We start from the raw sequence: 26,813 nt of genomic DNA on the forward strand, positions 1-26,813 counted from the left end.
GGGCCCCTGCCGCGATTGTCACTCCAGCACGCCTGCCAGGCTTGTCGCCTCGATTTTCTCGTCTGGCACGCCCAAGGCCCGGAGGATGCCGACGGCCATCAGCGTGTCGCCCGGGGGTCTCATGTGCACGCCGTCGGTGGTCAGGAAGCCCTTGTTCTCCCTGGTCGCCACCTGCTTGTAGTGATGATCGATCGCCTTCAGGAACAAGGCGTGGAGATCCACAAAGCCGCACTTGTTTCGCCTGGCAATTTCCTTTTCGGCGGTGATGTACAACCGGAGTCGCTGGTTGGCGACCGAGCCGGCGGCTTCCTCGATGACCGTTGGCGACACCAGGAAGACCTTGATGCCTGCCGCCTGGGCCATCTTCACCATGTTCTCGACGTTGGCGGTGAAGGCTTCCAGCACCCTGGGATCGTGGGGTTTGTCCATGCGGTGCCACACGTCGTTGACCCCGACGCTGATGGTCACGATGGCCGGCTTGCGAGCCACGACGTCCTTCTCGAAGCGGGCGACCATGTCCTCGGCCTTCTGACCGCCGATCCCGACGTTGACGACCTTGGGCATCTTCATGTCGGGGTACTGCTGGGCCAGGACGGCATCGATGGCCCGCAGGTAGCCGCCCGCCTGGGTAATGCTGTCGCCCATGGCCATGATCTGATCGCCGGGCCTGAACTGCAACTCCCTGGGTTGACATTCCGGCGAGCCGATCATACTCAGAACCATCGCGAACAATCCGACTTTGTGTGCCATCTTGAACTACCTCGTCTCGCGCCCACCTGCCGATGCGTCGCCAGGGGAGCGACCTCACGCCAGGGCGTTGGCTCCTCCCATGATATCGAGCAGCTCCATGGTGATCTGGCTCTGCCGAGCCCGGTTGTACTGCTGCCCGAGGCTGCGGATCATATCGCCGGCGGCCTCGGTCGCCGACTTCATGGCCACCATGCGAGCCACCTGCTCACTGACCGCGGCGTCCATGAAGCACTGGAAGAGTCGGGCCTTGACCATGAGGGGCAGCAGATCGGCGAGCAATTCCTTGGCCGGCGGACTGAACTCGAACACCCCGGAGGCGGGCTGGTGGCCACTTTCCCGGCGCCCGCCCGCGGGGGCGCTGTGCGATTGACCGGGGGTCTTGTCCGGCTCGGCCTGCCGAAGTGGCAGCAGCTGGATCGTCTCCGGCCGCTGGCGAGCGGTTGACTCGAAGCGGGAGTAGGTTACGTGGACCGAATCGACTTCCGTGCGGGCATACGCCTCGATCATCGCGTTGGCGATCGGTTCCGCCTGGGCGAACTGGGGCTTGTCCTCGATGTCGGTCCTGGTCGCGGCCATGGCATAGCCCAGGAACCTGAAGTAGGCGATGCCTTTCTTGCCGACTGCGTGGATGTCGACCGCGGTTCCCTGGCCCGCGCACTGCTTGAGGTGCTGGAGGGCGCTGCGCAGCAGGCCGGCGTTGTAGCCGCCGCACAAGCCCCGGTTGCTGGTCAGGACCATGAGTACCGATCGCCCTGCCTTGGTGTTTACGGTCAGGAGCGGGTGCTCGACATCTCCGCAGTGCTCGGAAAGCTGCTCCATCAACCGGGTGATTCGCTCGGTGTAGGGCTTGCAGGCTGTGGCCCGGTTATAGGCCGCCTGAAAGCGGGCGGTGGCGATGAGCTGCATCGTCCGCGTGATCTTGCGGATGTTTTGAACGGCCTTGCGCCGCTTCACGATGCCACGTGCCTTGGCCATGCTCGACCTCTTATGCGACCGCCACGTAACTCTTCTTGAAGTTGCCGATGATCGTCTTAAGCTTGCCGGTGAGATCGGGGCTCATATCTCCGGTTTGGATGATCTCATTGCGGATCTCCGGGAACTCGTCGCGGACGTGGGCCAGCAGTTTCGCCTCGAATTCGGAGACCCGGCTGATGGGCAAGTCATCGCAGAAGCCCTGGGTTCCTGCAAAGATGCTCAATACCTGATCGGCCACCTGGTATGGGCCGTACTGGCCCTGCTTGAGCAGTTCGACCATGGCCTTGCCGCGGTTGAGCTGCCGCTGAGTAGCGGAGTCGAGTTCGGTGCCCAGCTGGGCGAACGCCTCCAGATCGCGGAAGGCGGCCAAGTCGAGCCGGAGCGAACCGGCGACCTTCTTCATGGCCTTGATCTGGGCCTTGCCACCCACGCGCGACACGCTGATACCGACGTTGATCGCGGGCCGGACGCCGGAGAAGAACAGGTCGGGTTCCAGGTAGATCTGGCCGTCGGTGATGGAGATCACGTTGGTGGGGATATAGGCGGACACTTCGCCTTCCAGCGTTTCGATCACGGGTAGAGCGGTGAGCGAGCCGCCTGACGTGGGGATCCGTCGGACTTCGTGGTCCGCGGCGTTCATCGCCTCGAGGTCCTTCTTGGCCTCGTGGGATCCGGGCACGCCGACGTAGACCTTGCCGTTCGCGCCCTGGGCGGTTTCCGGCCCAGCGGACTTGGGCACGATGATGTAGCGACTGGCCAGCTTGGCCGAGCGTTCGAGCAAGCGGCTGTGGAGATAGAACACGTCCCCGGGGTAGGCTTCGCGGCCGGGTGGGCGGCGGAGGAGCAGTGACAGCTGGCGATAGGCGGCGGCCTGCTTGGACAGATCGTCATAGACCACCAGGGTATGCTTTCCCTGCTCATACATGAAGTACTCGGCCATGGCGCAGCCGGCGTATGGGGCAATGTACTGCAGCGGGGCGGGATCGGAACTACCGGCGGCCACGACGATAGTGTAGTCGAGGGCGCCGTGTTCGCGGAGGGCCTCGACGACGCCGGCGATGGTGGACTCCTTCTGGCCCACCGCGACATAGACGCAGATCACGCCGGTGGCCTTCTGGTTGAGGATGGCGTCGATGCCGATGGCGGTCTTGCCGGTCTTGCGGTCGCCGATGATCAGCTCGCGCTGGCCGCGGCCGATCGGGATCATGCTGTCGATGGCCTTGATACCGGTCTGGAGCGGCTGGTCGACCGGCTGGCGTTCGGCGATACCGGGAGCGGGAGTCTCGAGCGGGCGACGATGCGGCGACTCGATGACGCCGCGGTTATCCAGCGGCCGACCCAGCGGGTCGACCACGCGGCCGACCATAGCTTCGCCCACCGGGACGGACAGCAGTTGCCCGGTGCCGCGGACGATGTCGCCTTCCTTGATTCCGAGATAGTCGCCGAGGATGACCGCGCCGATCGAGTTCTCTTCCAGGTTGAATACCACGCCGGTAACGCCGTTGGAGAACTCGAGCATCTCCATGGTCATTGCGTCCCTCAGGCCGTAGATCTGGGCGATGCCGTCGCCGACGGACAACACCCGGCCGACCTGGGCCACCTCCAAATCCGCCTTGTACTGGGCGATTTCCTGCTTGATGACCGAGGTGATCTCATCCACTCTGAACTTCATGATCGTTGTCCTATGCCTGGCTCTCGACTTCGTATCCGCGGCCGGTGTGAATCGCCTCGCTGATCCGGCCGGCCAACCCGCGGCGAATCGTCTGGATGCGGGAGAGGACGCTGCCATCCACGCGCAGGTCGCCCACCTGGATGACAAGACCGCCGATCAGTTCTGGACGGACCTCTTCGACCAGGATGGCCGACTTGCCGATCCATCCGCTGACCACCGACTTGATCGCGGTCCGGAGTTCGTGCCACAAGGGTACGGCCGTCTCGACCTTGACCTCGCGTTCATCTTGCTGGAACTCGAGTCGCAGCTGCACGCAGCGGTTGAGGGCCCGGACCAGATCGCAGCGGTGGCGGGCGTTGAGCACCTGCAGGGTGTTGAGCAGGAGGTCGTTGAGCCGTCCGCGGAAGAGCTTCTCGAGCGTCACCCGGCGGGGCTCGCCGCGCACCGAGTGGGAGCTCATGAAGTGATTAAACTCCGCGTCACGGTCCATGCCCGCGACGAGTTCCTGCAGTTCATCCGCGATCTGCTGCCAGACCTCCCGGCCGCCGGCCAGATCCAGCAACGCCGCCGCGTAGCGGTCTGCGACGGCCAGCGTTTCAGCATTCAGCTCCGCCATGGGAACCCCACGGGTCAGATGATCCTAGTTTACACTGCTCTGGCGCTGGCCCAGATCGCGCAGGGCGTCCATGACCAGCCGCTGATGTTCCTCGGGCGACATCTGGCGATTGAGGGCCGAGACCGCCAACGAGGCTGCCAGGTTGGCGGTTTCCTCGTACAAGGCCTTGAGGGCCGTGTCCCGGCCGATCTCGATCTCTCGCCTGGCCCGCTGGAGCATGTTCTCACAGGATTCGTGGGCCTCGTCCTCGATCCGGCGCCGGACCACTTCCGCGTCGCGCCGCCCTTCCTCGACGATGGCGGACGCCTCTTCCCGAGCCTTACGCAGCTTCTCCTCGTACTCGTGCATGTGGGTTTCGGCTGCTTTCCGGGCCTCCTCCGCGGCGTCCAGCGACTCGCGGATGAACCGCTCGCGCTTCTGAAGGCCGTCGAGAATGGCGCCGTAAGCCGTCCGGCTCAGGATCACCACCAGCAGGACGAACACCAGGATGGTGAACGCCGACTGCCACAGATCCAGCGAGACCGGATTGGCCTCACCACCCTCGGCCGACGAAGCCAGCACCACGCCGGGCAGGGCGTTCAACGCGGCCACCGCCATCGCCATCGACGGAATCCACTTCCGCATGACTGGCTCTCCGGTTAGGCCTTGAGGCACAGGAAGCAAATGATCAGTCCGAAGAAGGTGAAGCCTTCGATCAGGGCGGCGCCCACGATCATGGTCGTGAACACGCGGCCGGCGACATCAGGCTGCCGGGCCTGGGCTTCGACCGTGCTGCCGACGAGGCGGCCGATACCGATCGCCGGTCCCAGCGTCGCCAGGCCGGCGCCCAAGGCCGCGCCGAAGACTTGTATTCCACCGCTCGCAGCGGCCTCCGCCAACATGGGGAGAGCTACCATCACAGATACCTCCAACAAACCACACAATGCACACCCACTCAGATCATCCGGCCCTAGTGCTCAGGACTAACGGCCGAGCCGATAAACATGCAGGTCAAAAACGTGAAGATATACGCCTGGAGAACCGCAACCAGCAATTCCAGGCAATTCAAGGCGGTGCACGCGGCGATGCCGACGATCGCCAGGCCGCCGTCAGCGACACCCTTGATAGCCGGGATCATCATCAGAATCGCGGCCAGCAGCACGTGGCCCCCCATCATGTTCGCAAAGAGACGCATGCACAGGGCGAACGGACGAACCAGCGGGGCGACAATGACTTCCAGGATGAAGAAGACCGGGAACATGACCATCCCCAGAATGCCGGGGATGTGGGGCACCATTGAGTAGAGGTACTTCACCGGGGCCAAGGCGGCGGCGGTCCCGCCAGGCCGGCCGTCGTGCCGAAGGTGACGATACTGCTCCATCAGCCCGGCCGCATGGGTCACCACGAAAGAGACCGCCGCGAGGGCCGCAGTCACCGAGATGTTCGCGGTGGCCGTCCCGAACAAGTGGGAATTGCCGGTGGCCAGGCCGCCGATAGCGCTCAACGGGATCAGGCCCAGGAGATTGTTGATCAGCAGGAAGAAGAACAAGGTCCAGATGAACGGCAGGAACCGGTCGGTGTGGTCGTGAAGCAGCGGCCGGGCCACGCCTTCGCGGACCCACTCCAGACTGGTCTCGAAGAGATTGCGGAATCCCGTGGGTACCAGGGGATAATCGCGGGCCATGCGCGGGAAGATCACCAGCATGATCACGGCGGTGATCAGCATCATGAACATGTGGTTGGTGAACGCGACCGGCCCGATCTCAAAGAGCTCATGGGAAATGACGTGCTCCACGGGATTGGCCGCGGCCAGCATGGTACACACTGTCGTCATGTCGATGCACACCCGCCGGTTGTTCCCGGGTCACGATTCACCAGCCAGAGCGTCCAGCCGGTCTCGACCACCAGGAGCGAGAAGTAGAACACTGCCACAAAGGCGGCTAGCGGCACCGCCCGCCAAGGCCCCAGGCTCATGGCCGCCAACGTCACCGACGCCACGATCAGGAGTCGGATTGCCGTGGCCGCCGCGACCGCATGCGGCAGCCAGCACCTGGCCCGGCGATCGGCCCAGGCGACGGGTACAAGCCCTATCCAGCACGCCAGGAGATTGAGTCCAGCGGCAAAGACAATCAGTGTGGTTCCCCACCCCAAGGTCCAATGGGCGCCCACGAAGGCAGCACCGCCTCCGATGGCCAAGACCACGGCGGCCGAAATCAACACGAGTCTGATCAAGACCGCTGCTCCGGGCTATCGTTCTTCTTGGGCTTACCGCGGCTCGAAAGCCTGGGCCGGCTCAGGTCGTTCATCATTCGCATGCCTTCCTTGGCCAGCCAGTAGATCCCGCCGGTTACCCCGATCGCCGCTCCAATCAACACGCCCCACGGGCCACAATGCCATCGTTCGTCGGCCTTGTACCCGAAGTACACGAACACGGCAACTACCCCGGCAAACTCGAAGCCAAGACCGGTCCACTTCAGGTGTCCTTGACCGCCCGAGTCGTTATTCTCCATGTCGTGCTCGCGCGGGAGTTTAGATCGCTGTCGTCCGCTCGTCAAGTCGGCAGAACGAGCGGACGAACTTAAGGAATTCGGACTTACCGGGCGGGCCATGTGGGAGCCCCGCAACCACGTCCGGATAGCGCTCCACACATCCGGCGGTATTGCGGGGCTCCTGGCGGCTTCGATCGTCCTTGTCCTCTCCTCGGAAGTGGCCGTCCATCTGGCTGGCAGACGGCTCGGCACACCCGCTCGAAGGACTCCTTTCCGTCAAGACGAATGATCGTCCGACACCCGAATCAGGCCTCGGCCTGAGCCAAGAGGGGTGGACGACGACGACGACGACGCTTCTTGGGGGCTCCGGGGATCCGGACCTCGGGGACTCGTGGCTTGGCAGTGACCGCGAGGTGCAACGCATCGACGGCCGTCTCCGCGTAGATGTCGGCGTTTACTTCCTTCCACAGACCTTCGGCCCGCTCAAACACCCCACCAGAGATCATGATGTTCATTGTGGGGTTGACACCCACCTCGCGGATCAGATCGATCAGCCGACGGACTTCCGGCACACCGGAGGGCTGAGTTCCGAAGACCAGGAGGATGTCGGGACGCAGTTGTCCGGTCAGACTCATGATTTCGTCGTTGGGCACCCCGCCACCGACGAAGAAAACATCCCAGCCGTCGGCTTCGAACAGGTCGGCGCACATCTGGGCACCAAGCTCCTCGGGTTCGCCGTTCGCGCAGGTAATGACAATCCGTTTGCCAATCGGAGCTTCCTTAGACAAATAGGCTTGGAGTTGATCGGCCACGAGGCGATTGATGCGTGTGGCCATGTGTTCCGTCGCCTGATTGATGCGATCCTGGCGGTAGAGTGCGTCCACGTGCTGCATGGCGGGCCAGATCACTTTCTTGTAGACGCCGCGTGGTTCGAGACCCGAGTTCAGCGCTTCCGCGAGGACATCTCTGCACTCTTGACGACGGCCAGCCAGTAACGGGGAGAGGAACCTCTCGAGCAACCGATCCGATTTCATCTTCGGCTCCCGCAGGCGGGCGGCACCGACAGGGAGCCTGCGCCGTGCACAAGCCTCCGCCCTTGCCGTCCCATTCCACCGCATCATGCTTGGAAAGGAGTCTTCCCGCCTGGAAGTGATCAAACCCGCCGGTTGCTCCGCCCCGGCTATCCCTTGGTCCCACCAGCTGGCTGCGTGATCGCTGCCAGCATTCTTATCCTTCTCATTTATCCTTTTATAAAGCTTCGTCTGTCAATCTGGGAAATCTGGTTACTCTGGCGAAAATGATATCGGCGCTGTCGAAAAAAAAACTTGAGGGTGTCTCATGCTTTTTTCCCTATCTGCCGCTCGGCGCGGCCGGCAAACGATGATGTCCGATAAGGTCTCGTGCGGATGTGGTCTCTCGCTTGGTTTGTGCTTCGGCGGCGGCATCAGCCATCAGTGTCTGTATACTGCGGGCCAGGCGATTCCGAATCCACTCCAGTGCAAGCTGGTCGGGCGCGACCCTACTTGAGGTTGGGCCTCGTCGCATGTGCCGTTGCCACGGTCCCCTTTTCTCTCCGCGGCGTCCGATACGTCGTTGTGTCTTTACCCGTAACGACTTAGCGTCGCTACTTTGACTTCCCCTGACGCGACGTGATAATGGGGAGCCGGTATCGCCTCACACCGTGAACCGGGTCTGGACGGCAGCCAGCGAGCGAAAACCCTGGGGATGTCCTTGATGGCGTAGAGATGGCGTAGAGATCATGCCGACCTTCCTGAAACGAAAGTACATGCGTGGCCGGCCTTCGCTGCTGGAGCGGGCCCTTGGGGCAGGCACGTTGGCGACACTGGCGATCATCGTGATTTCGTTTCTGCTGACGGGTGGCTGGTTTGGCGGCGGGGTTGCCCAACAGGCCTTGGTTGCGGGTGCAAAGGCCGTTCTCGGTGTGCCGACCGAACCTCTTTTCACCGTCAAGCCGGGCAATCAGAAGACCGCGTCCCCTCCCCTTGGGGTGCGGGTGGGCGAGACTCTTCTCCCCGAGCGTGTAGGCGAGTTCAAACGAGTGCCCACGATCCTCGGCGACAGCACGCGAGGCTGCGAGGCCATTTCACTGGCCACCTCCGACTGGCGCAAGGGGAACGATCCAGAGGTCTCCGGCAAACCGGGCGTCGATGGGGGTACGGCCAAGACTCCATCCCAGGAGGAAATGGCCTTAACCGAATCCGCAGCGGCGAGCGGCGGGCTCTGGCTGTATCGCGGAAGTTACGCGGGCGGACGAGGGCAGGATGACGACGTGGCGGCGTTCATCGTCGACATGGGAGTTCCCGACAGGGCTCGGGAGTGGTGCCGAAGCAGGAAGCCCGCGGACGGTTCAGTCCTGTCACTGGGTCGGGAGGGCTGGAAGAGCGCTGACGGCCGGAGAATCGGCTTCTGGGCCGGCAGGTACTGCACCGAACTCGCGTCGGCAGCATCCGCGATCCAGGCCAGGGAACTGAGCGACATCGCGGCCGCTCTAGCCGGCCGGCAGCTTGTCTACGGCGGCGAGCACTTCGCCCCGGAGACCGCAGCCGGGGCTGGCAGCCAGAGCCAGCCGGCCGTGGCCGCGTCCCAGTCTGCCGGGCAGAGGCCGCCCGGCCGGGCCAGGTTCGCCGACCCGGGCGATCCGACGATCACCTTTCCGACGCGGTTCGAACGCTACACCGACAATCTGTACGAGAAGATTAACGGGCGCGAGGGACAGTACCGCTCGTTCAACTTTGTGGAGCTTCGCTTCGCTCAGTACGTGGACACCCGCGGCCAGCAGGCGTTCGACACTTACCTGTATGACATGGCGGAGCCGGTGAACGCCATGGGCATCTACATGGTTGAACGGAGCCCGGATGCCAAGCCGATTCCGCTCGGCCGTGAAGGATACGTCTCCGGCAGCTCGGCTTACTTCTGGAAGGGCCAGTACTACATCAATGTGCTCGGTCCTGCGGAAGGCAACGCCCATGCCTCCGACATTGCCCTGCGGATTGCCCGGGCCATCGCCGAGACCATCGCCGACGACGGCCAGCCGATGTGGGCGAACAAACTGCTGCCCACGCAGGATCGGCTGTCCGACTCGCTCACCTACGAGGCCACCAGTGCCCTGGGATACGACTTCCTCGGACGGCTGTTCAAAGCCAACTACAGGACTGGGGAGACGACGTACCAGGCCTTCCTGATCAAGGCGGACAGCCCGCAGGCCGCGGCCGATCTGTTCAAGAAGCTTGCGGAGGCAACGGCCAAATATGACCAGGTCGTCGCCCGCCAGCCGTCGGCCGGTGGCGAGACCTTCGTGGGTCAGTCGCTCGACGTGTTCAGCGTGTGTTTCCACAAGGGTGTGTACCTGGGCGGGATCCTGGAGTGCGAGGACCAGGCTCTGGCCGCGAAGAAAGCGGCGGAGCTGCGGGACGGGCTTTCCGCGGAAGGCGAGAGATGAGGAGGAACGGTCGGCGATCAGCGGTCGGTCAGAGGGCGAGACTGCGGTGCGTTTTTGGCAGAGGGAGAGACGGAACGAAGGCGTGATAAGTCGTTGTGATGCATGCTGAGGAGGGAACTCCCGCTGAGCAGCGACAGTTTGTCAGTCGAGTCATTCGATGGGTCGTGAACACGGACAATCGGGAGGCGGGGCTGGGGTGGCGACCTGGACGCGCCGGGATCTGCTGATTCGCGGGGGGCAGGCGGTCCTGCTGGCCGGGGCGGCTGGGGCAGCGGCTTACCATCTGCACGATCCGCGAGGAGACGCGGAGCTGCAGCCACCCCAGGCCATCACGCTCAAGGACTACTTCGCCCCGGTGGGTTTTTCCCCGGCGGCTCCGCGGATCTCCGCGGCGTATGGCAAGGCGGAGTTGCTGGGCAGCATCGATCATGTGCGCACGATGGTGCAGGCGGCGGTGGGCGGGCTCGATGCCAAGGGGCTGGCCCGGTTTATCAGTCGGGGCGACGTGGTGCTCATCAAGCCCAATGTCGGTTTTGACCGCGGGCCGCTGATGGGGGCCACGACCAATCCGCTGGTCGTACAGGCGGTCATTCAGCTCTGCCGTGAGGCCGGGGCAGGTCGTGTTCTGGTGGCCGACAACCCGATTGAGAACCCCCCCGCCTGCTTTGTCAAGAGTGGGATCCAGGCCGCGGCCCAGGCCGCTGGGGCCACGGTTCTCATTCACGCCGGGGCCTACGATGCCCCGGTGCAGGTCCGAGCCGGCACGCCGGATCCGGAGAAGCACGAGTCGTTGGGGACCTGGCCGATTTTCTGGAGACCCTTGCAGCAGGCCGACAAGGTGATCGGCATCTCTCCGATCAAGGATCACAATCTATGCCATGCATCGATGTCGATGAAGAACTGGTACGGCCTGCTCGGCGGGCGGCGTAACCAGTTCCACCAGGCAATTCACAACATCGTCAGTGATCTGGGCTTCATGATGAAGCCGACGCTGGTAGTGGTCGACGGCACGCGGGTGATGATGCGGAATGGCCCGACCGGCGGTCGGCTGGACGACGTCAAGGTCGGGGGCGTGGCCGGGAATCCGGCGGTCGTGGCCAGTGTCGACCAGCTGGGCTGCGACTCGTGGTGCGTGGAGAACCTCCTGGGCCGCCAGGCCGGGGCCATCAAGTACCTGGAACTGGCCTGGCAGAAGTTCGGCCAGGACCCGACCCGGCTGGCCGCGCCACACTGGCACGTGTACCGAGACCAGGGGAAGATCGCCAGCGTGACCGTGTGAAAAAGCCCGGAGTGATGAGGAATCATGCTGAGAGAAGAGTGGTCAGCGGTCAGCAGTTAGCGATTGGTGGAGGCGCCCGCCTGCCCCCACCATGACGGGGAAAGGGGAGCGCCCTGACCATTCTGAAACTCTGTCTGTTTCGACGATTTGGTTTTTCGACGTTTTCCCATGCGTATTACCACCGTTCGCATCATCGTGCAGGCGATCGTGATGGCCCTGTTTCTGACGTTCGTGTTGACCACGACGTTCACCCGCCTGGATCACTTACCCGCGTTGAAGTTCTGGCTGAGCAAGTTCCTGGAGGTTGATCCGCTGGTGGCGATCGCGACCGGTCTGGCGACCCACACGCTGTACAAGGGACTTGGCTGGTCGCTCATTCTCCTGGTGCCCACGCTGTTTCTGGGTCGTTTCTTCTGCAACTGGATCTGTCCCTACGGCACCATCCACCACTGTGTCGGCTGGCTGTTCAACGGCCGAAACGCCAAGCAGAAGATCGAATCCAACCGCTACCGAAGACTGTTCCAGGTCAAGTATCTTATTCTGACCGCGATGCTGGTGGCAGCCGCACTCGGCACGCTGCAGATCGGCCTGCTTGATCCGATCTGCCTGCTGCACCGGTCCTTCACCGCGTCGCTGCTGCCGGCCATGAACCTGCCGGAACCGCTGGCCAAGCACTTCGGCGACGCCAAGTTCCACCAGTTCAGCTGGGCCGTCGGCTTTCTTCTCCTGCTGCTGGTGGGCATGAACCTGGCGATCCCGCGCTTTTTCTGCCGGGTGCTCTGTCCCCTCGGGGCGACGCTGGGCATCCTGAGCCGTTTTTCGCTCTGGCGGATCGAGCGCGATCCGGCCCGGTGTACAGACTGCGACATGTGCCTGCAAAACTGCGAGGGAGCCTGTGATCCGCAGACTCATCTGCGCAAGAGCGAGTGCTTCGTGTGTTTCAACTGCATCGAGGACTGCCCGCACGATGCCCTGCGTTTCGCCTTCCTGCCGACCAGGAAGCACGAGGTTGCCGGACCCGCCGTCCCCGGTCGCCGGGCGGCGCTGGCCGCTCTTGTGGGCCTGTTGTTCTACCCCTTCAACCGCCTTTCGGGCAAGACCACCAAGGACTTCTCCGCCAAGGTGATTCGACCGCCGGGCTCGGTGGAGGAGATCGAGTTTCTCAAGCGCTGCATCAAGTGCGACCAGTGCATCCGGGTCTGCCCGACGAACGTGCTCCAGCCGGGCTTTTTCGAGGCTGGGCTGGAGGGTCTGTGGGCGCCGGTGATGAACTTCCGCATGGGCTTCTGCCAGCTGAACTGCACCGCCTGCGGCCAGGTCTGCCCAACCGGAGCGATCCAGCAATTGAGCCTGGAGCAGAAGCTGGGTCTCAAGCCTCACGAACAGCAGGGACCGGTCAAACTGGGGACCGCCCATTACGACCTTGGCCGATGCCTGCCGTGGTCGAAGAACATCCCGTGCGTGGTCTGCGAGGAGGTTTGTCCGACCTCTCCCAAGGCCATTCACTCGGAGTACGGCCGGCTGTTGATCCGGGACGGCAGGAAGCAGGTTCGCTCCGCCACCCCGACCACGGTGACGCTGGCCCAGGAGCCACCGCCGGGGCAGCCGGTCGGCGAGCCTTGTGTCTTCCGGCCGGGCGAGTATCGCGGCGACCAGACCACGACCTACCACGTGCAGATCCTTCGCCCCGACGGGACGACCGAGGCCCATCGGATCATCAACAATGACGCGGACACGCTGCAGATCGGCGAGGCCGATCCGGCCACGGGCGAGAGCATCAATGGAGCCCGATTCAGCAGGGTCCCCGTTCCGGGCCAGCTGGTCGGCATCCATCTCGAGTTCAAGCTGCCCAAGATCGATACCCGTTTGTGCATTGGTTGCGGGCTGTGCGAGTACCACTGTCCGGTGGCCGGTGACCACCGCGCAGTCTATGTGACCGCTGAAGGCGAGACGCGATCCCAGAGCTACATGCAGGAGAACCGCAACCGGTCGCTGCTGTTGAACAAGACATGATCCGGTTGTTGGCCCGCCCTGGCCGCTTGACGGGGCGGCAAGGCTCACATGATCAGATTCGGGTTGTTACCCTGGGGGGGTGCGTGTCGAGTCTATGGTCAGCCGAGCCATCCGGTAATCGGCGGACCAAGCCCGGCTGGGAACGTGTACCGCGAACCTTATCGGCCCGGCGGTGGTACCAGAATATGTGGTCGGACGCCGCTTGACATACAATCGTATCGTACGGTAGGTACGGAAGTCGGCAGTTGAAAGGACTCGAATGCGTACGATCGCCCACGTGACACATGAAGCCGTGCACAAGGTCGGGGGCATCGGAGCCGTCCTTGAAGGACTCTTGACCAGCGCCCCCTACCAAGCCGCCGAACAGCGCACCATCCTGATCGGTCCGCTCTTCGTGACCGAGGACGGCGCAAAAGGCCGCTTGGGCCCGGACGGGGAGGTCCTGTACAGCAGCATCGATCACCTGCCGGCGCACCCGGTCGGCGAGGCCCTGGATCGCGTGCGACGCGAGTTCCATGTGCAGATGGTCTATGGCCATCGACGGTTCTCCAACCCCCACACCGGCGCCAAGGTATCACCCGAGATTCTGCTCATCGATGTGGCCCGCATGGATCTGACCAAGGTCAATCAGTTCAAGGCTGGCCTCTGGCACGCGTTCGGAATCGACTCGACCCGTTACGAGTCCTCATGGGAATACGACCTGTACGTGAAGCTCGGTCCGCCGGCGATCGCCGCCCTGCACGCCCTCGGCGCGGTCGGCGGCAACAACGAGTGCGTCATTCTCGCTCACGAGTTCATGGGCATGCCCACCGCGCTGGCGGCAATCATGGACCCGAGCCGGGCGTTCCGCACCGTTTTCCATGCTCACGAAGTCTCGGCCATGCGCCGGATCGTCGAGAGCCATCCCGGCCACGACGTCTCCTTCTACAATGTGCTCTCAACGGCCATCGAGCGGGAACGCTATGTCAGCGACGTTTTCGGAAGCCAGGACGGGTACTACCGTCACGCCCTGGTCAGTGCCAGCCGGCACTGCGACAAGATCTTTGCGGTCGGCGACGAAGTGGTGAAGGAATTGCGGTTCATCGGTGCGCCCTTCGCCAGGGCCGCGATCGACACCGCCTACAACGGCATTCCCTCGCAGCAGATCGGCCTGGCCGAGAAGCGAGTTAGTCATGAGCGGATGAAGGCGTATGCCCAGACGCTGCTCGGCGATCGGCCGGACTACATCTTCAGCCACGTGACCCGCACGGCGCCGAGCAAGGGGCTGTGGCGTGATCTTCGCGTTCTTGAACGCCTGGAGCCCCTGTTCCGCGCGAGAGGGAAGACGGCCGTCATGTTCGTGCTCTCCACCGAGGTGCCGGCGCGGCGGCCGCAGGATGTTCTCTCGATGGAGCGATGGTGGCGCTGGCCGGTTGCGCATCGCGAGGTTGATCCCGACTTGTCGCACGGCGAAGCCCTCTTCTACCAGGGCGTCCAGGAGTTTAACGCCCGGGCTCGCGCCATCAAGGTGGTTTTCGTCAACCAGTTTGGCTGGTCGCAGGCCGTGTGTGGCTCGCGCATGCCGGCCAACATGGACATGCTCGATATTCGCCGGGGCACGGACCTGGAGTTCGGCCAGTCGATTTACGAGCCGTTCGGCATCGCCCAGCTCGAACCGCTGACCTACGGCGGCATCTGTGTGCCCTCGAACGTCTGCGGTTGCGTGGGCTTCGTCGAGGAAGCCACGGCCGGTGGGGATCATCCCAACGTCATCATCGCCGACTACTGCCACTTCGACGGCCAGCCCCGGGATGAAGCCGGGTGGTTGTCCATCACCCGCGAGGAACGTGATGCCCACGAAGGGTGCGTGGCCGAGCGGATTGCGGCGGAGATTATGCAGCGGCTGCCCGAGAATGAGCAGCAGGTCGAGCAGCTCATGACCAGCGGCTACGAGCTGGCCCGGCAGATGAGCTGGGACGTCGTGGCCGAGCAATACGTGCTCCCGGGCATTGAGTCGATATGCCGGCGCAAGGGTCTGAAGGTACATGCGGCCTAACAGGCTGCCAGGGGCCGATGGACGCCACGATTCTCACGTCACCTCCGGGCGCCCACCGCCCTCTCCGCTTCCCGTTCTCGCCCTGAAAGAGAATCGCCTTGACCGGCGTCGTGCACGCCTCGGCGTTGCAGCATGCCGCGGCGGGGCTTACGATACTCGGCATGAGAATCGCGGTCATCGGTTCGGGAGCCGTCGGGTGTTTCTATGGTGCCCGGCTGGCGCGATGCGGGCATGATGTCCGCTTTCTCATGCGCCGCGATCTGGCCGCCGTGCGTCAGCGCGGTCTCAGCATCAGGAGCCCGCAAGGAGGCTTTCACCTCCAGGCAGCCGCGTTTGGCGATTCCGCCGAGATCGGACCGGTCGATCTGGTGCTCTGCGCCCTGAAGGCCACAGCCCTGGACGTGGCCGAGGGCCTGATCCTCCCGTGCGTCGGGCCGGCAACACGGATCCTGGTGATGATCAACGGCTTCAACATCGAGGAGCGGTTCGCCGGCTGGTTCGGACGAGAACGCATCTTCGGCGGGCTGGCTTTCGTGTGCATCAACCGCGGCGAACCGGGCATCGTGAACCACATCGACTACGGCCGGGTCATGTTCGGCCACCTGCTCGACGACCTCCCGCTGGCCCGCGAAGTCGCCGGTCTGTTCGCCGAAGCAGGCATTGAGACGATCGTCGCCCCGTCGCTGCGGCAGGCCCGGTGGGAGAAACTGATGTGGAACATTCCCTTCAGTACGGTGGCGGTCAGCGCCGGGGGCGTCACCACGCGCGAGATCATGAACGATGAGAACCTGCGCCGGCTGACCATCCGACTGATCGTGGAGACCGGCACTGCGGGAAACGCCGACGGCTGCCGGATCGATGTCGATGGCCTAACGCGGAAGATGATTGACGACACCGGCTCGATGGGGCCCTACCGCCCGTCGATGCTGATCGACTACCAGACGAAGCAGCCGCTGGAGGTCGAGGCCATCCTGGGCGAGCCCGTCCGCCGGGCCAGGGAGCTGAATGTCCCGGTCCCGACGATCGAAACGCAGTACGCCCTGGTGTCGTTCCTCGATCGGCTGAACCGAGGTGAAATCCGGACATGACCGGCGATCGCCAGGCGACGGAGTTCCTGGCAGCCACATGGACCCCCTGGTCGATGACAGCCCGAGACATGCTCGATCTCAACCAACTACCGTATCTGACTTCCGACGTTCCCGGCATCGGCGGCACGCTGAGAACACGCCGCGAGGACTTCGTCGTCGACGAGGTGCCTCTTTACGAGCCTTGCGGCCAGGGAACGCACGTCTACTTCCGTATCCGCAAGATCGGCATCCCGACGCTGAAGGCGGTGCACGAAATTGCCCGTGCTCTCGGCGTACCTTCACGGGAGATCGGCTTTGCGGGGATGAAGGACGCCGACGCGGTCACAACCCAGACGCTGAGCATCGAGCACGTGGATCCGGGGCGCATTGAATCGCTGGCCGTGCCGCGCATCCAGATCCTGGGCGTGGCCCGTCACGGCAACAAGCTCAAGCGCGGGCACTTGGCCGGCAACCGGTTCACGATCAAGCTCCGCGGCGTGGACGGCGGGCGGATCGGTGACCTTCAGAAGTTGCTGGAGGTTCTCGGCCGGCGCGGCGTGCCCAACTACTTCGGCCCCCAGCGCTTCGGCGTTCGCGGCGACACGTGGCAGATCGGCCTGGCCATGCTCCGCGGTGATTACCCCGAGGTGGTGGCCTGCATGCTCGGCCGTCCGGGACCCCACGACCACGGGGAGGCTCAACGAGCTCGCGAGCTGTTCGACAAGGGCGACTACGCGGCGGCCGCCGATACCTGGCCGTACCTCTTCGCCAACGAACGCCGGGTGTGCCGGGCGATGGTCAAGGAGAACGGCAGGGCCCATCGGGCCTTCCGGGCGCTGGACCGCTCGATCCAGGAGTTGTTCCTGTGCGCGTACCAGTCCTACCTGTTCAACCAGATCGTGGCCAGGCGGCTCGGATCGCTCGACTGCCTGATGCTCGGCGATCTCGCCTGGCGTCATCCTCAAGGGGCGGTGTTCCGGATTGATGATGTCGGACGCGAGCAATCGCGCTGCGATGTGTTCGAGATCTCGCCCACCGGCCCGCTGTTCGGCCGGCGCATGAGCTCGCCCACAGGCACGCCCGGCGAGCAGGAAGCAGCACTCCTGGCGGAAACCGGACTTGCCCCCGAGGCCTGGCAGGAAGGCGAAGGCCGGAAGGTCACCGGTGGCCGTCGCCCCTTGCGTTTCCGACCGCACGAGGCGGCGGTCGAAGCCGGCCGGGACGAGGCCGGCGATTATCTGGAGCTTCGATTCAGACTCGAGTCCGGCTGTTACGCCACGGCCGTGTTGCGCGAGATCTGCAAGCATGATCCTGGAACATCAAGCGGCATGGAGGAGGAGAACGACTGATGTCTTCGACCTTCCCTGTCCTGCCGTCCACCGGCAAACGGCGGCCCTGCTCGCATGCTCCGCTGCTTTCCCTCTCATCAGCGAAACGCGGGAGGTCGTCGGGTAGACCTTGCGTGCGTCGCCGCCGCGGCCGGTGGGCATTTGTCGCTGCACTGCGGTCGTCTTTCGCCGCCGTCTTGATGGTCGCATCGGTTGCCGGCTGCCCGTCGCAGAACGAATCCGGCGCCGCGCGGCCGGCGATCGACGAAGCCAGGCTGCCGATCGAAAACGCCGGCGAGCCGGGGAGATACAGGGGAACGGAATTGGACCGCATGACCGCCCAGCGGGATCGACTGGCCGCGGAGAACGCCGACCTCAAGCGACAGCTGGCCTCGCAGCGCGAACTCGAGAGACCGCGGGACGGCGCCCTGGCCGAGGCTGAGGCAAAGGCCCGCCTGGAAACCGATGCCATTCGCAAGGAACTCGAGCAGGCCCTGGCCAACATCCGCCTGAGCCGCCAGCGGTGGGAGGACGACATTGCCTCCCGCCAAAGGACCATCGACATGCTCACCAGTGAGGTCGAGCGACTGCGACGCGAACTGCAGTCCGCCCGAGACAGCGAGCCCGCCAGCCGCCCTGAGTAGCCGGCACGGCCCACACCCATCGCACCCCCACCTTGATCATCTCAGCCGGACGACACGTTCAACTCCCGCGGCACGAGTTTGTCCCCCGACCAGTCCGCGGGTATGTTCGTGCACATGAATTCTGAGGTTCTCTTGCCGCGCGGCGTGATTTTCGACATGGATGGCGTCCTGCTGGACTCCGAGCCGTTCATCTGCAAGGCTGCGTGCATGATGTTCGCGGAGAGGGGCTTGACCGTCCAGCCCGATGATTTCAAGCCGTTTGTCGGAACAGGCGAGAACCGGTTCATCGGCGGCGTGGCCGAGAAGTACAACTTCCAGATCGATATTGAGGCGGTCAAGAAACGCACCTACGACATCTATCTCGAGATCATCAAGGGTCGGATCGAAGCCTTGCCGGGCGTGCATGCCTTCCTGGGTGCATGCCGCCGGGCCGGCAAGAAGCTCGCCCTGGCGACGAGCGCGGATGACGTCAAGGTCGAAGGCAACCTCCACGAGATCAAGCTTTCGATGAACACGTTTGACGCGGTCGTCACCGGCCTGAACATCGTGCACAAGAAGCCGCACCCGGAGATCTTCGTTACCGCAGCCCACAAGCTCGGGCTGAAGCCTCCTGAATGCCTGGTGGTCGAGGACGCGGTGAACGGCGTGGCGGCCGCCAAAGCTGCCGGCTCGCGATGCCTGGCCCTGACCACCAGCTTCACCCGCGAGCAACTCGCAGGGGCGGACTGGTTCGCTCCCAACCTGGCCGCGGCCCCAGCCGAAGTGCTTCGCTGGTCCGCGTGACCGTACTCCCGCATTGAGGAGCGATAGGAGCGCGACGGCGACGGCCAGCCATGCGCTGTCGCGGGCGACCGGATGGGTGGCCGTGGTCGACCTCCAGTCAGGCGTTTCCAGCGCCTCTCCGACGAGAAGCCTCCTCCACGAACCCTTCTGAACGACATAAATCCTTGCCATAAAAAGGATTAAACGGAAATGACATATGTATCAAACTAAAATAGTTAACTATCTCAAACTATTGATAGGCGTGTAGTGTCTATTCGGTTGGAGCCACGATCCAGACTCGCCAGCAGGTTGCCGGCGGATGCGATGCTCCGATGGTCCTCACGGAAGAGGAGACGACCCATGAGACTCATGAACCTGTGTATTGCGGGCGTGTTCGGGATGGCGGCGATGGTGCCGGCGGCCCTGGCGGCCTCGGCCGCCGCGTACTCCGTCGCAAGCCACGGGGGATCGGCCCAGGCCACGGCCAGTGCTACCGGAAACGCCCAGGCAACCTCCTATGCGGGGGCGACCCACGGTGGAACGGCGATCGCCAACTCCTCGGCTTCCGGCAACCGAAGGGGCTACGCAGCCAGCGACGCGGCCGCCGTGGCCGACCGTGGCACTGCGATCAGCGACTCCAAGGCCGATGCCCGAGGCAAGCATGGCGGCGACGCCATTGCGACCAGCCAGAGTGTATCCGGCGCTATCGGTGGCATGGCCCGGAGCACCAGTGAGGCCCAGGCGCGCGGCGCTCATGGTGGATCGGCACACAGCCAGTCGTACGCGACCGCGATGAGCCGGTGGGGCATCGCCACCAGTGACAGCCTCGCGGTCAGCAAGGGCAGTCACGGCGGGCGGGCTCAGAGCATCAGTGATTCACTTGCTGACACTCAAGGCGGATCGGCCGACAGCCGCGTGGTCACCCGCAGCGGAGCCCAGTACCACGGCTCGGCCTATGCCAACGGCGTCGGAGTGAGTGTCAGTGGGTACCGTCGGCACTCCGAAGTACGTGCGAAGGCCGTCAGCCAGTCAGATCGATTGGGCCGGGGCCAGGCCCGCGTTGTGAGTGTCGAGGTAAAACGCTGACCGGTCGAAGGAACGTGTAACCGACCTGAGCCTGACGATCGAAGAAAGCAACGAACCGTATGGAGGTGTAACATGAGACCGCTCAACAGATATGCTATCGGAGTGCTGATCGGAGCGATGGGTGCGGTCAACGCGATGGCCGGTCAGGCCGCAACCCGTGCGGCGGCGAGCAGCGGACGAGGCGACAAGGCGGGTACCGCTGCGGCGACCGCCGACTACCAGGGTGACGGCAATGGGCCGGCCCTGACCAAGACCCAGGCCATCACCGGCGACGTCAACTTCGCCCGAGGTTTAGCCGTCGGCGCGGACCAGGACGGGATCGACCTGTCCTTCAGCCACGCGATTGCGGGCCGTCTGGGCTTGGCTTATGCGGGCACCTTGAACATCAGCATCGGTCGTGACGGCAAAGTCAGCACCAGCTACGGTGGTGTCCTGTCCGAGGGCGGCAAGGCCCGCTCAGTCGAGGCCGGTGGCTCAGCAAGTTCGGACCGTCACGGTGGAGGCTCTGCCCAGGCCGGTGCGACCGGCCACACCGCCGGAGGTGGCGAAGTCAAGGCCTACACTCACTCGAACACCATCGGCGGCCCGCGTCCCATCATCTACCGGTCGGGACCTGCTCAACGGTATGTAGCCGTCCGATCCGATCACTGGCGACGATAACCGCAGAGCGAGGGTGCATGCGGTGAAGGGCACGTCGGCTGACAACCGACGTGTCCTTCTGCTTTGCACTCCAAGCGACCGAGAGCGTCCCGTCGCGGATGGTAAGCTCAATCCGCAGAGCGAGCCCGATGGCGGCGGGTTCTCCTTGGCCGTGGGGTGGGCAATGTCCGGCGATTCTATTCTGTCCTGCTCGGCTGCGTCGGCGGCGGTGACTTGCCCGTCTTCGCCGCCGGATGAGAGAAGCGGATCTTCACGCCCAATGTACCGCTTTGTGCGGTTTCGATGAGTAAGCGCCCTTGGACGGCAATTGCCCGTCCAAACGGTGTCTTGACAGGTGTTCTCTCGATTTCAGCCACGACGCGGTCCAGGACCTCGCCGGCTGCGGCCGTCTGAGCGCCGGGGTTCGTCGTCCCCTGGCTACGAAGCAGCCGCATCAACTCACTCTGCATCACACGGTGGCGAACCAAGGCGGGGGCAATCTCGGCCCAGTCGGGATGCCTGGCCACGGTTGGCAAGGTTTCAACCAGGCGATTCACGTTGGTGACGAGGGCACCCGGCCGTTCCCATTCCTCCGCCAGAGCTAAGGCCCAGCAGGCGAGCTGGCCGTTGTCCGGCCCCTGTGGCGTGATCTCCGGGTAGAGAACGCGCGTCGCCGCTTTGGCCTCGTCGGAGGGCGCGACCACCCGCACCTCCCACTTGCCGACGACGCCTCGGTCCGTTCTCAGTTTCAGCTTCAACGTGCCCGGCTCGCGAAACACAGGCTCAAGCCGCAAACGAGGAAGCGTCCCGCCGAGGTCCACGGGATGCTCAAGATCGATCCAGATGAGGTGCACGGAAGTATCGCCGTTGTTGATCCGCGGCGACGAGCGACTGAGCGAGACCGGCTGGCGACCTTCGATCTCGAGAATCAACTCCTTGGGCAGATCCCGGGGCGGCTTGTCCAGAACAAGGGCGACGCAACCCCCGACCACTACCGACTCGCGATCCAGCGAAGCGTGCAACCCGGTCGGTTGAGAGGTTGCGGCCGCACAGCACAGGCCGCCGAATGCGGCCGCGAAATGCATGAGCATCACCTGTCTCCACCCATCGCCCGCCACTCACCCGTCAGCACCCACGGCTGCGGACGGCATGCTACCCACCTATAGGTGCGTATTCTCGCTCATCTCTGCAGTTGACACCAGTGGGGCGAATCGAGACAAGGCTGCCCGCCAAAACAGAACGCGGGCGGAGTATCCGCCCGCGTGATTTGGCGCTGATCAACAACTACCACCGTAAGCGGTTACGTCTTTCCGCCGGGGAGAGGACACGATTTGGCCGTGTCAGCCCGCCGCTCCGACGATTCACTGCTCCAGGGCAACACGCTTCAAACAACCGGCCATACCGCTTGGGCAGTGCTTGCTTCCGGGCTCAGTGACCCCTTTGACGACCGCGCAGTCCTTCTGGCCACCGGCGCAGTTCTTCTTGCCGTCACCGCAGCCGCACTTGCCCTCGCCGCAACCCCTGCAACCGACGCAGCCCTTGCAGTCGACGCAAGCGCACTTACCATCCCCACAGCCCTTCTTGCAGCCGCGGCATTCGCACTTGCCGTCGCCGCAACCCTTATCGCCGCAGTCACAAGCCGCCTTATCGCAACGAAGACCGCATTCCGCTTTCTCGTCACCGGCACGAGAGCACTGGGCATCGCCAACTTCCTTGACTCGTTGAGCGGGGGTGATATTCAGTCCTCTCAGCGCGTCCGCGCCGACCAGGAGATAGACCTTCCCCATGCTGTAGAGCGCCGGCAGGTACCCTCCGGAGGCGCCCTTAACCTTCGCGACATCCTTGACCTTGGCGATCCGGTTCTGGCTACAGGCGGAGGTCTTGGCGTGGCCACAGCCGGCCACGATGTCCTTCTTGACCGTCTCGGCCACGGCCGGACAGGTCTTCTGCACCACGGATACAGACTCGGTGCATTTGACCTGACTACGGCACCTCTGAGTTTCCGCTGCCCAAGCCACGGAGACGATGGCGAATGAGAAGGCAACAGCCCAACGTATGCATTTCATGCTCAAGCCCTTTCGTTTCATTGTTCAAGCGTACCTCGGACCAGGATCACCCGATCCATACCGACTGTTAGATGCGTCGCGGAGCGGGTTTCTTCGCGACGAGATCAGATTCCAGCCATACGCTCGCGGATGGTGTCCCGGTTGTGGGATACCCCCCGACCGCTTTGCCGGCAGGCCGGGAGGTGCTAATCTGTTGAAGGGGCAAATGAACGGGGCGTATCCCGGTTGGAGATTGGGCCTGCGACTCGGCCACAAGACCATGACCGAATCCCAGCTTGTCGAACGATGTCGTGAAGGAGACCGCGAGGCTCAGCGCGAATTGTACGCATTAACCAGTGACCGGGTTCACCGGCTGCTCATCCGAATGACCGGCAATCCGGATGATGCCCTCGACCTCACGCAGGATACCTACATCCGCGTTTTTGAGAGAATCCACCAGTTCGACGGACACTCGCGAATCGCGACCTGGGTCTACCGGGTGGCGGTGAACGAGGCCCTCCAATTCCTACGACGGCAAGGCCGTCAGCGGTTGCCCCAGTTCCGGGACAGCGAGTCCCCGACTGACGCTGCTCAGGCACCGGTCGTCGCGACCGATGTTCGGCTGGACGTGGGCCTGGCCCTCACCCAGCTGCCCGAATGGGAGCGCACGCTGGTCATCTTGAGGCACTTTGAGGGACTGAACTACGCCGAGATGGCACGCGTGCTGGAGAAACCCGAGGGCACGATTGCGTCAGGACTCAACCGGGCAAGGAAGATGCTCCGGGACATGCTGGGGCCGGGGCCTGGACATGAGGCATGAAGAGATCAGCCGTTGCATGCATCTAATGATATAGAGCACGTGAACGGCTCTCAGGGTGGAATGTGATGAACTGCACGATCGCTCGCGTATATATCGGTCCTTATCTGGACGGCGAGCTCGCCCCCACGACCCGAACGGATCTTGAGACACATGCCCGCACATGTCCGGCCTGCGCGGCCGAGCTCAAGGCTCAACGCACTCTGTTCGCCGAGTTGGAACGATACCGGGTTGCACTGCCGGAGCACCCCCCTGCCGCTCTTTGGACGGCCATCGCAGGTCGCCTGGACGCATCGCCGCCCAGAAAACGCTCCGCCGGGCTCCTTCGCCTCTGGCGACGTCCGCTCGCCGCAGCCGCCAGCCTAGCTCTGCTGATCGGTAGCGGGGTCTTTGTGGCCGCCTGGCTTCACTCCAGTGCCACCCCAGTCCAGGCCGAGGCCGTGGACTACGACCTGCTGCTGGACAACTTGTCCGCAGACGTCGATGTGGCCGTCGATCGGTTCCTCACGCACTACAGGGCGGAGGCCATCGGCGTTGAGCAGGCCGCCAAGCTGGCGCCCCGCCTGAGCTTCGCCCTTCCGCAGGAGTTGCCCGGCGGCTACCGGCTGTGCCAAGCCTATCGAATGCGGTTCGGACGCACGCCGGGCATCGCGGCCCGCTATCGCTCGAATGGCGATCCGCTGGTGGTGTTCTTCCACCCGCCGACAGCGCAGACCCCCATGGGCGTCCACTGCGATTCCCCTTGTGCGGCGAACTGCCTGAATACCCGTCGCGTCCAGCACGGCGGCTGGCGTCTTGTCCACTACACCGACCCCAGCACCTGCCACTGCGTGCTGAGCAAGTTGGACGTGCACGCCCAGTTGCCAGCCGTCCTGACCGCCATCGCCCCTCGTCTCAACGAATGCGACAAGGTCCGCGATCCCTGATTCCCACCGCACTGCCAAGCCGTCCTGGGCGTCCGGAAGGCCGGCGCCCGGCCGCCGGCGGCCACTGAGGGGACGCCGGGGCTGGGTTCGGCTGCCGGCAGCCACGCGGATCAGAGGCATTGGGACGCCGACTAGGCATACAGATGATGCATAACATCATTTAAAAAAAATGCTTACGACAAAAAGTGTTCAGGCTGCAGGCCTTGGCACGCCACGTGGAGGCAAGAGATGCGGAGTCTTGGGGAGCGCAGGGGATGGAAGGGTAGAGCCCCCGACCATCCCGAGGCAATCACATCACGAAATGCTGGAAGCGGACGGCGGGGAGGCCGTCCGCTTTCGTTCAATGACCTGAAGGCCTGCCGTAATGGCTCCCCAGACCCTATTCCCTCTTCCGCTCGATCCGATGCGCAGACATAATGCAGGCTGCGGCTCCGGCGCCCCGAGATTCTGGCGTAGACTGGAAACTACCGGAGGGACGACCAGACTACGCCACTGAGGTGTGCGAGTGAGCGATAGTACCCTCCGGATCATCGTTGAGCGCGACCGCGAACCGCCTGGCACCCAGACAGGGCCCCTCCCGTGGCCCGGCATGATGGCGTTTCTGACCGCGTGGCTGTTGCCAGCCACCACCGCCCAGCGCACGCGTACTCTGCCGCTGCTCCACGCCTACGGCGTTCATCTGCTGGCAGGCGTGGCAACCTTTCTCCTCATCGTCGCGCTGGTGGGGATCGACGAAAAACACGACGTCACCACGGTCCTGGCAAACGACATTCTTCGCGAGTTCCACCGTGACTGGCAGGAAGCACTCCTGATCACGATGCTGGTTATCTTCCTAGTGGAGGGTGGCTTTCTGGCCCTGGCTCTCATCGTGCTGCCTTGGGGTGCAGGCGATGAACCGCTCCGTTCAAGTTGGGCGCACGCCCTGCGGCACACCTGGCTGCACAGCACGCATGCTCTGCCCGCAGTCCTGGTCATCGGCCTTCTGATCATCGGCTACGACCACATGCGCCGCGAGCACAACAGCAGGCCTCAGACCATTCCCGTTCCCACCTTCACCATGCCACCTGCTGCTCCGCCCCCCCCTCTCAACCCGACGACCCAGCAGTCCAACGACTACCAGAAGGCCTATGCCGACTGGCGAAAGCAGGTCAATGATGCCAGCAGGCAATACAATGAGGCGTGGCGCGTATACCACCGAAGCAGGCCGTTCCTGATTCGATACGGCGAGGTTTTTGTCGTCCAGATCGGCTTCCTTGTGGGAGTCTGGATCCTCTGGGCGTTGTTCCGAGCGGTCGGCGCCGCCCGGCCAATCGCGCCCATCCAGAGGCCGCCCACGTGTGAGTTCTGCGGGTACAATCTAGTCGCCACGCCGTCCGACAGCCGCTGCCCGGAATGTGGAGAGCTTGTGGCAGCGTCGTTGGGGCCGAGCGTCCGGCCCGGCTCGGCCTGGGAAGGACGGCAAGACGTCGGCATCCTGCGGGCGTGGTGGGAAACGGAATCACAGCCGATTCTGAATCCCAGCCGGTTCGGCCGCACGGTGAGGGTGTGCTCGCCGAGTACAGCCCATCGTCTGTTCCTGGTCGGTCATCTACCCGTCGTGTTTGTGGCCACGGGAGCAGCCACCGTTCTCACCAACCTGGCCTTGTCGTCGGGCTCCCTGTGGGAGGAGGACGACGGCGTCATCCTCTGGGGAGTCGCCCCCATGCTCGGCATCACGAGCGCCGCCGTCTTTCTGGCCCTGGTGATGCTGGCGGCCGCGTTCGTAGGCCTGATCCACACGCTGCACCAAAAGCGCAACCTGCTCCCCGCCACAGCCAAGATCGGCTCCTATCTCGCCGGTTACCTCACCCTTTGGGTCTGCTTTGCGTCCGCGTGGTGCATTCTGACCGGCATGCTGATTAGGGCGAGGGTTTTTACCGTCTGGCGACGACCATACGGCATCCCCGAGGAGTTCCTGGCCTTCTGCTTCTGGGCCGGGCCCACGCTGGCAGGGTTTCTCGTCTACGTGGCCTTGCTGTGGAAAGCGACTTCCTCGACGCGGCACGCCAACAAGTAATCCCCGCTGCAGCAGCTGCGGCTTTCGACCCGTCAGTGTGGTCCCCCGGCTAGCCGCCCCGCTCCAGGCTTAGCAGCCGGGCCTGCTCTTCCGCGGCCGCCTGCTGCTCGGCGATCTTCTTCCGCTCCAGATCGTCCTTCGGATCCAAACGAGGTTCCCAACCGAAGGACCTGAA

24 protein-coding genes and 1 pseudogene are annotated in these 26,813 nt (G+C 63.9%); 13 read left to right on the forward strand and 12 right to left on the reverse strand.

The features are described 5' to 3' along the window. Positions 1–18: 18 nt before the first annotated feature. From KA354_05235 to KA354_05280, 10 genes are all read right to left on the reverse strand, one after another. A complete protein-coding gene (locus KA354_05235) occupies positions 19–750 on the reverse strand; it encodes an SGNH/GDSL hydrolase family protein (protein ID MBP7934036.1) in 732 nt (243 codons plus the stop codon). 54 nt (positions 751–804) lie between these two features. Further along, positions 805–1,725, reverse strand: coding sequence for an ATP synthase F1 subunit gamma (gene atpG, locus KA354_05240; GenBank protein ID MBP7934037.1), 921 nt, complete (start codon positions 1,723–1,725; stop codon positions 805–807). 10 nt (positions 1,726–1,735) lie between these two features. Further along, positions 1,736–3,397, reverse strand: coding sequence for a F0F1 ATP synthase subunit alpha (gene atpA, locus KA354_05245; protein MBP7934038.1), 1,662 nt, complete (start codon positions 3,395–3,397; stop codon positions 1,736–1,738). Positions 3,398–3,407: 10 nt separating this feature from the next. Continuing rightward, positions 3,408–4,013 (reverse strand): ATP synthase F1 subunit delta, encoded by a 606-nt coding sequence (gene atpH, locus KA354_05250; GenBank protein MBP7934039.1) that lies wholly within the window; start codon positions 4,011–4,013, stop codon positions 3,408–3,410. A gap of 24 nt (positions 4,014–4,037) precedes the next feature. After that, positions 4,038–4,637 (reverse strand): F0F1 ATP synthase subunit B, encoded by a 600-nt coding sequence (gene atpF, locus KA354_05255; GenBank protein MBP7934040.1) that lies wholly within the window; start codon positions 4,635–4,637, stop codon positions 4,038–4,040. A gap of 14 nt (positions 4,638–4,651) precedes the next feature. Then, positions 4,652–4,909 carry an ATP synthase F0 subunit C gene (gene atpE, locus KA354_05260; GenBank protein ID MBP7934041.1) on the reverse strand — a complete coding sequence of 86 codons (258 nt, stop codon included), beginning with the start codon at positions 4,907–4,909 and terminating at the stop codon, positions 4,652–4,654. Between the two features lie 53 nt (positions 4,910–4,962). Further along, positions 4,963–5,826 (reverse strand): F0F1 ATP synthase subunit A, encoded by an 864-nt coding sequence (locus KA354_05265; GenBank protein ID MBP7934042.1) that lies wholly within the window; start codon positions 5,824–5,826, stop codon positions 4,963–4,965. Then, positions 5,823–6,224 carry a hypothetical protein gene (locus KA354_05270; protein MBP7934043.1) on the reverse strand — a complete coding sequence of 134 codons (402 nt, stop codon included), beginning with the start codon at positions 6,222–6,224 and terminating at the stop codon, positions 5,823–5,825. The genes KA354_05265 and KA354_05270 overlap by 4 nt, the downstream gene beginning before the upstream one ends. After that, on the reverse strand, positions 6,221–6,502 hold the full coding sequence (locus KA354_05275) for an AtpZ/AtpI family protein (GenBank protein ID MBP7934044.1): 282 nt from the start codon (positions 6,500–6,502) through the stop codon (positions 6,221–6,223). Before KA354_05275 ends, KA354_05270 begins: the two co-directional genes overlap by 4 nt. 284 nt (positions 6,503–6,786) lie before the next feature. Beyond that, positions 6,787–7,515: a cobalamin-dependent protein gene (locus tag KA354_05280; protein ID MBP7934045.1), complete on the reverse strand. Its 729-nt coding sequence runs from the start codon at positions 7,513–7,515 to the stop codon at positions 6,787–6,789. Positions 7,516–8,240: 725 nt separating this feature from the next. Here KA354_05280 and KA354_05285 point away from each other — a divergent pair. From KA354_05285 to KA354_05330, 10 genes and pseudogenes are all read left to right on the forward strand, one after another. Further along, the gene (locus KA354_05285; protein MBP7934046.1) at positions 8,241–9,941 is read left to right on the forward strand and encodes a hypothetical protein; all 1,701 of its coding nucleotides are present in this window, start codon (positions 8,241–8,243) and stop codon (positions 9,939–9,941) included. 157 nt (positions 9,942–10,098) lie between these two features. Then, positions 10,099–11,220, forward strand: coding sequence for a DUF362 domain-containing protein (locus KA354_05290; protein ID MBP7934047.1), 1,122 nt, complete (start codon positions 10,099–10,101; stop codon positions 11,218–11,220). A gap of 168 nt (positions 11,221–11,388) precedes the next feature. Beyond that, positions 11,389–12,729: pseudogene (locus KA354_05295) on the forward strand (4Fe-4S binding protein). 763 nt (positions 12,730–13,492) lie between these two features. Then, complete coding sequence (locus KA354_05300; GenBank protein MBP7934048.1) at positions 13,493–15,268, forward strand: hypothetical protein; 1,776 nt, start codon at positions 13,493–13,495, stop codon at positions 15,266–15,268. A gap of 98 nt (positions 15,269–15,366) precedes the next feature. After that, on the forward strand, positions 15,367–16,356 hold the full coding sequence (locus KA354_05305; GenBank protein ID MBP7934049.1) for a 2-dehydropantoate 2-reductase: 990 nt from the start codon (positions 15,367–15,369) through the stop codon (positions 16,354–16,356). After that, on the forward strand, positions 16,353–17,684 hold the full coding sequence (gene truD / locus KA354_05310) for a tRNA pseudouridine(13) synthase TruD (protein MBP7934050.1): 1,332 nt from the start codon (positions 16,353–16,355) through the stop codon (positions 17,682–17,684). The genes KA354_05305 and truD overlap by 4 nt, the downstream gene beginning before the upstream one ends. A gap of 113 nt (positions 17,685–17,797) precedes the next feature. After that, complete coding sequence (locus KA354_05315) at positions 17,798–18,307, forward strand: hypothetical protein (GenBank protein ID MBP7934051.1); 510 nt, start codon at positions 17,798–17,800, stop codon at positions 18,305–18,307. A 114-nt stretch (positions 18,308–18,421) separates the two neighbouring features. Next, complete coding sequence (locus KA354_05320; GenBank protein ID MBP7934052.1) at positions 18,422–19,090, forward strand: HAD-IA family hydrolase; 669 nt, start codon at positions 18,422–18,424, stop codon at positions 19,088–19,090. Between the two features lie 339 nt (positions 19,091–19,429). Next, entirely contained in the window at positions 19,430–20,155 is a 726-nt protein-coding gene (locus KA354_05325; GenBank protein MBP7934053.1) for a hypothetical protein, read from the forward strand. A gap of 72 nt (positions 20,156–20,227) precedes the next feature. Beyond that, entirely contained in the window at positions 20,228–20,815 is a 588-nt protein-coding gene (locus tag KA354_05330) for a hypothetical protein (GenBank protein ID MBP7934054.1), read from the forward strand. A 176-nt stretch (positions 20,816–20,991) separates the two neighbouring features. Here KA354_05330 and KA354_05335 read toward each other — a convergent pair whose 3' ends face one another. Beyond that, positions 20,992–21,885 (reverse strand): hypothetical protein, encoded by an 894-nt coding sequence (locus tag KA354_05335; protein MBP7934055.1) that lies wholly within the window; start codon positions 21,883–21,885, stop codon positions 20,992–20,994. Between the two features lie 270 nt (positions 21,886–22,155). Further along, complete coding sequence (locus KA354_05340; GenBank protein ID MBP7934056.1) at positions 22,156–22,749, reverse strand: hypothetical protein; 594 nt, start codon at positions 22,747–22,749, stop codon at positions 22,156–22,158. 304 nt (positions 22,750–23,053) lie between these two features. Between KA354_05340 and KA354_05345 the strand changes: the two genes are divergently transcribed. The 3 genes from KA354_05345 to KA354_05355 all read left to right on the forward strand — a co-directional run bounded on the left by KA354_05345 (position 23,054) and on the right by KA354_05355 (position 26,638). Then, positions 23,054–23,659: a sigma-70 family RNA polymerase sigma factor gene (locus KA354_05345; protein MBP7934057.1), complete on the forward strand. Its 606-nt coding sequence runs from the start codon at positions 23,054–23,056 to the stop codon at positions 23,657–23,659. Between the two features lie 65 nt (positions 23,660–23,724). Continuing rightward, positions 23,725–24,582 (forward strand): zf-HC2 domain-containing protein, encoded by an 858-nt coding sequence (locus tag KA354_05350; protein ID MBP7934058.1) that lies wholly within the window; start codon positions 23,725–23,727, stop codon positions 24,580–24,582. A 505-nt stretch (positions 24,583–25,087) separates the two neighbouring features. Continuing rightward, positions 25,088–26,638: a hypothetical protein gene (locus tag KA354_05355; protein ID MBP7934059.1), complete on the forward strand. Its 1,551-nt coding sequence runs from the start codon at positions 25,088–25,090 to the stop codon at positions 26,636–26,638. Positions 26,639–26,813: the final 175 nt, after the last annotated feature.

The organism is Phycisphaerae bacterium, from assembly GCA_018003015.1.
Classification (GTDB): Bacteria; Planctomycetota; Phycisphaerae; order UBA1845; family PWPN01; genus JAGNEZ01.

Excerpts from the sequence above, each read along its gene's own strand:
- KA354_05235 (MBP7934036.1), bottom strand. The coding sequence starts at position 750 with ATGGCACACAAAGTCGGATTGTTCGCGATGGTTCTGAGTATGATCGGC.
- atpG (MBP7934037.1), bottom strand. The coding sequence starts at position 1,725 with ATGGCCAAGGCACGTGGCATCGTGAAGCGGCGCAAGGCCGTTCAAAAC.
- atpA (MBP7934038.1), bottom strand. The coding sequence starts at position 3,397 with ATGAAGTTCAGAGTGGATGAGATCACCTCGGTCATCAAGCAGGAAATC.
- atpH (MBP7934039.1), bottom strand. The coding sequence starts at position 4,013 with ATGGCGGAGCTGAATGCTGAAACGCTGGCCGTCGCAGACCGCTACGCG.
- atpF (MBP7934040.1), bottom strand. The coding sequence starts at position 4,637 with ATGCGGAAGTGGATTCCGTCGATGGCGATGGCGGTGGCCGCGTTGAAC.
- atpE (MBP7934041.1), bottom strand. The coding sequence starts at position 4,909 with ATGGTAGCTCTCCCCATGTTGGCGGAGGCCGCTGCGAGCGGTGGAATA.
- KA354_05265 (MBP7934042.1), bottom strand. The coding sequence starts at position 5,826 with ATGACGACAGTGTGTACCATGCTGGCCGCGGCCAATCCCGTGGAGCAC.
- KA354_05275 (MBP7934044.1), bottom strand. The coding sequence starts at position 6,502 with ATGGAGAATAACGACTCGGGCGGTCAAGGACACCTGAAGTGGACCGGT.
- KA354_05280 (MBP7934045.1), bottom strand. The coding sequence starts at position 7,515 with ATGAAATCGGATCGGTTGCTCGAGAGGTTCCTCTCCCCGTTACTGGCT.
- KA354_05285 (MBP7934046.1), top strand. The coding sequence starts at position 8,241 with ATGCCGACCTTCCTGAAACGAAAGTACATGCGTGGCCGGCCTTCGCTG.
- KA354_05290 (MBP7934047.1), top strand. The coding sequence starts at position 10,099 with ATGGGTCGTGAACACGGACAATCGGGAGGCGGGGCTGGGGTGGCGACC.
- KA354_05300 (MBP7934048.1), top strand. The coding sequence starts at position 13,493 with ATGCGTACGATCGCCCACGTGACACATGAAGCCGTGCACAAGGTCGGG.
- truD (MBP7934050.1), top strand. The coding sequence starts at position 16,353 with ATGACCGGCGATCGCCAGGCGACGGAGTTCCTGGCAGCCACATGGACC.
- KA354_05320 (MBP7934052.1), top strand. The coding sequence starts at position 18,422 with ATGAATTCTGAGGTTCTCTTGCCGCGCGGCGTGATTTTCGACATGGAT.
- KA354_05325 (MBP7934053.1), top strand. The coding sequence starts at position 19,430 with ATGAGACTCATGAACCTGTGTATTGCGGGCGTGTTCGGGATGGCGGCG.
- KA354_05330 (MBP7934054.1), top strand. The coding sequence starts at position 20,228 with ATGAGACCGCTCAACAGATATGCTATCGGAGTGCTGATCGGAGCGATG.
- KA354_05335 (MBP7934055.1), bottom strand. The coding sequence starts at position 21,885 with ATGCTCATGCATTTCGCGGCCGCATTCGGCGGCCTGTGCTGTGCGGCC.
- KA354_05350 (MBP7934058.1), top strand. The coding sequence starts at position 23,725 with ATGAACTGCACGATCGCTCGCGTATATATCGGTCCTTATCTGGACGGC.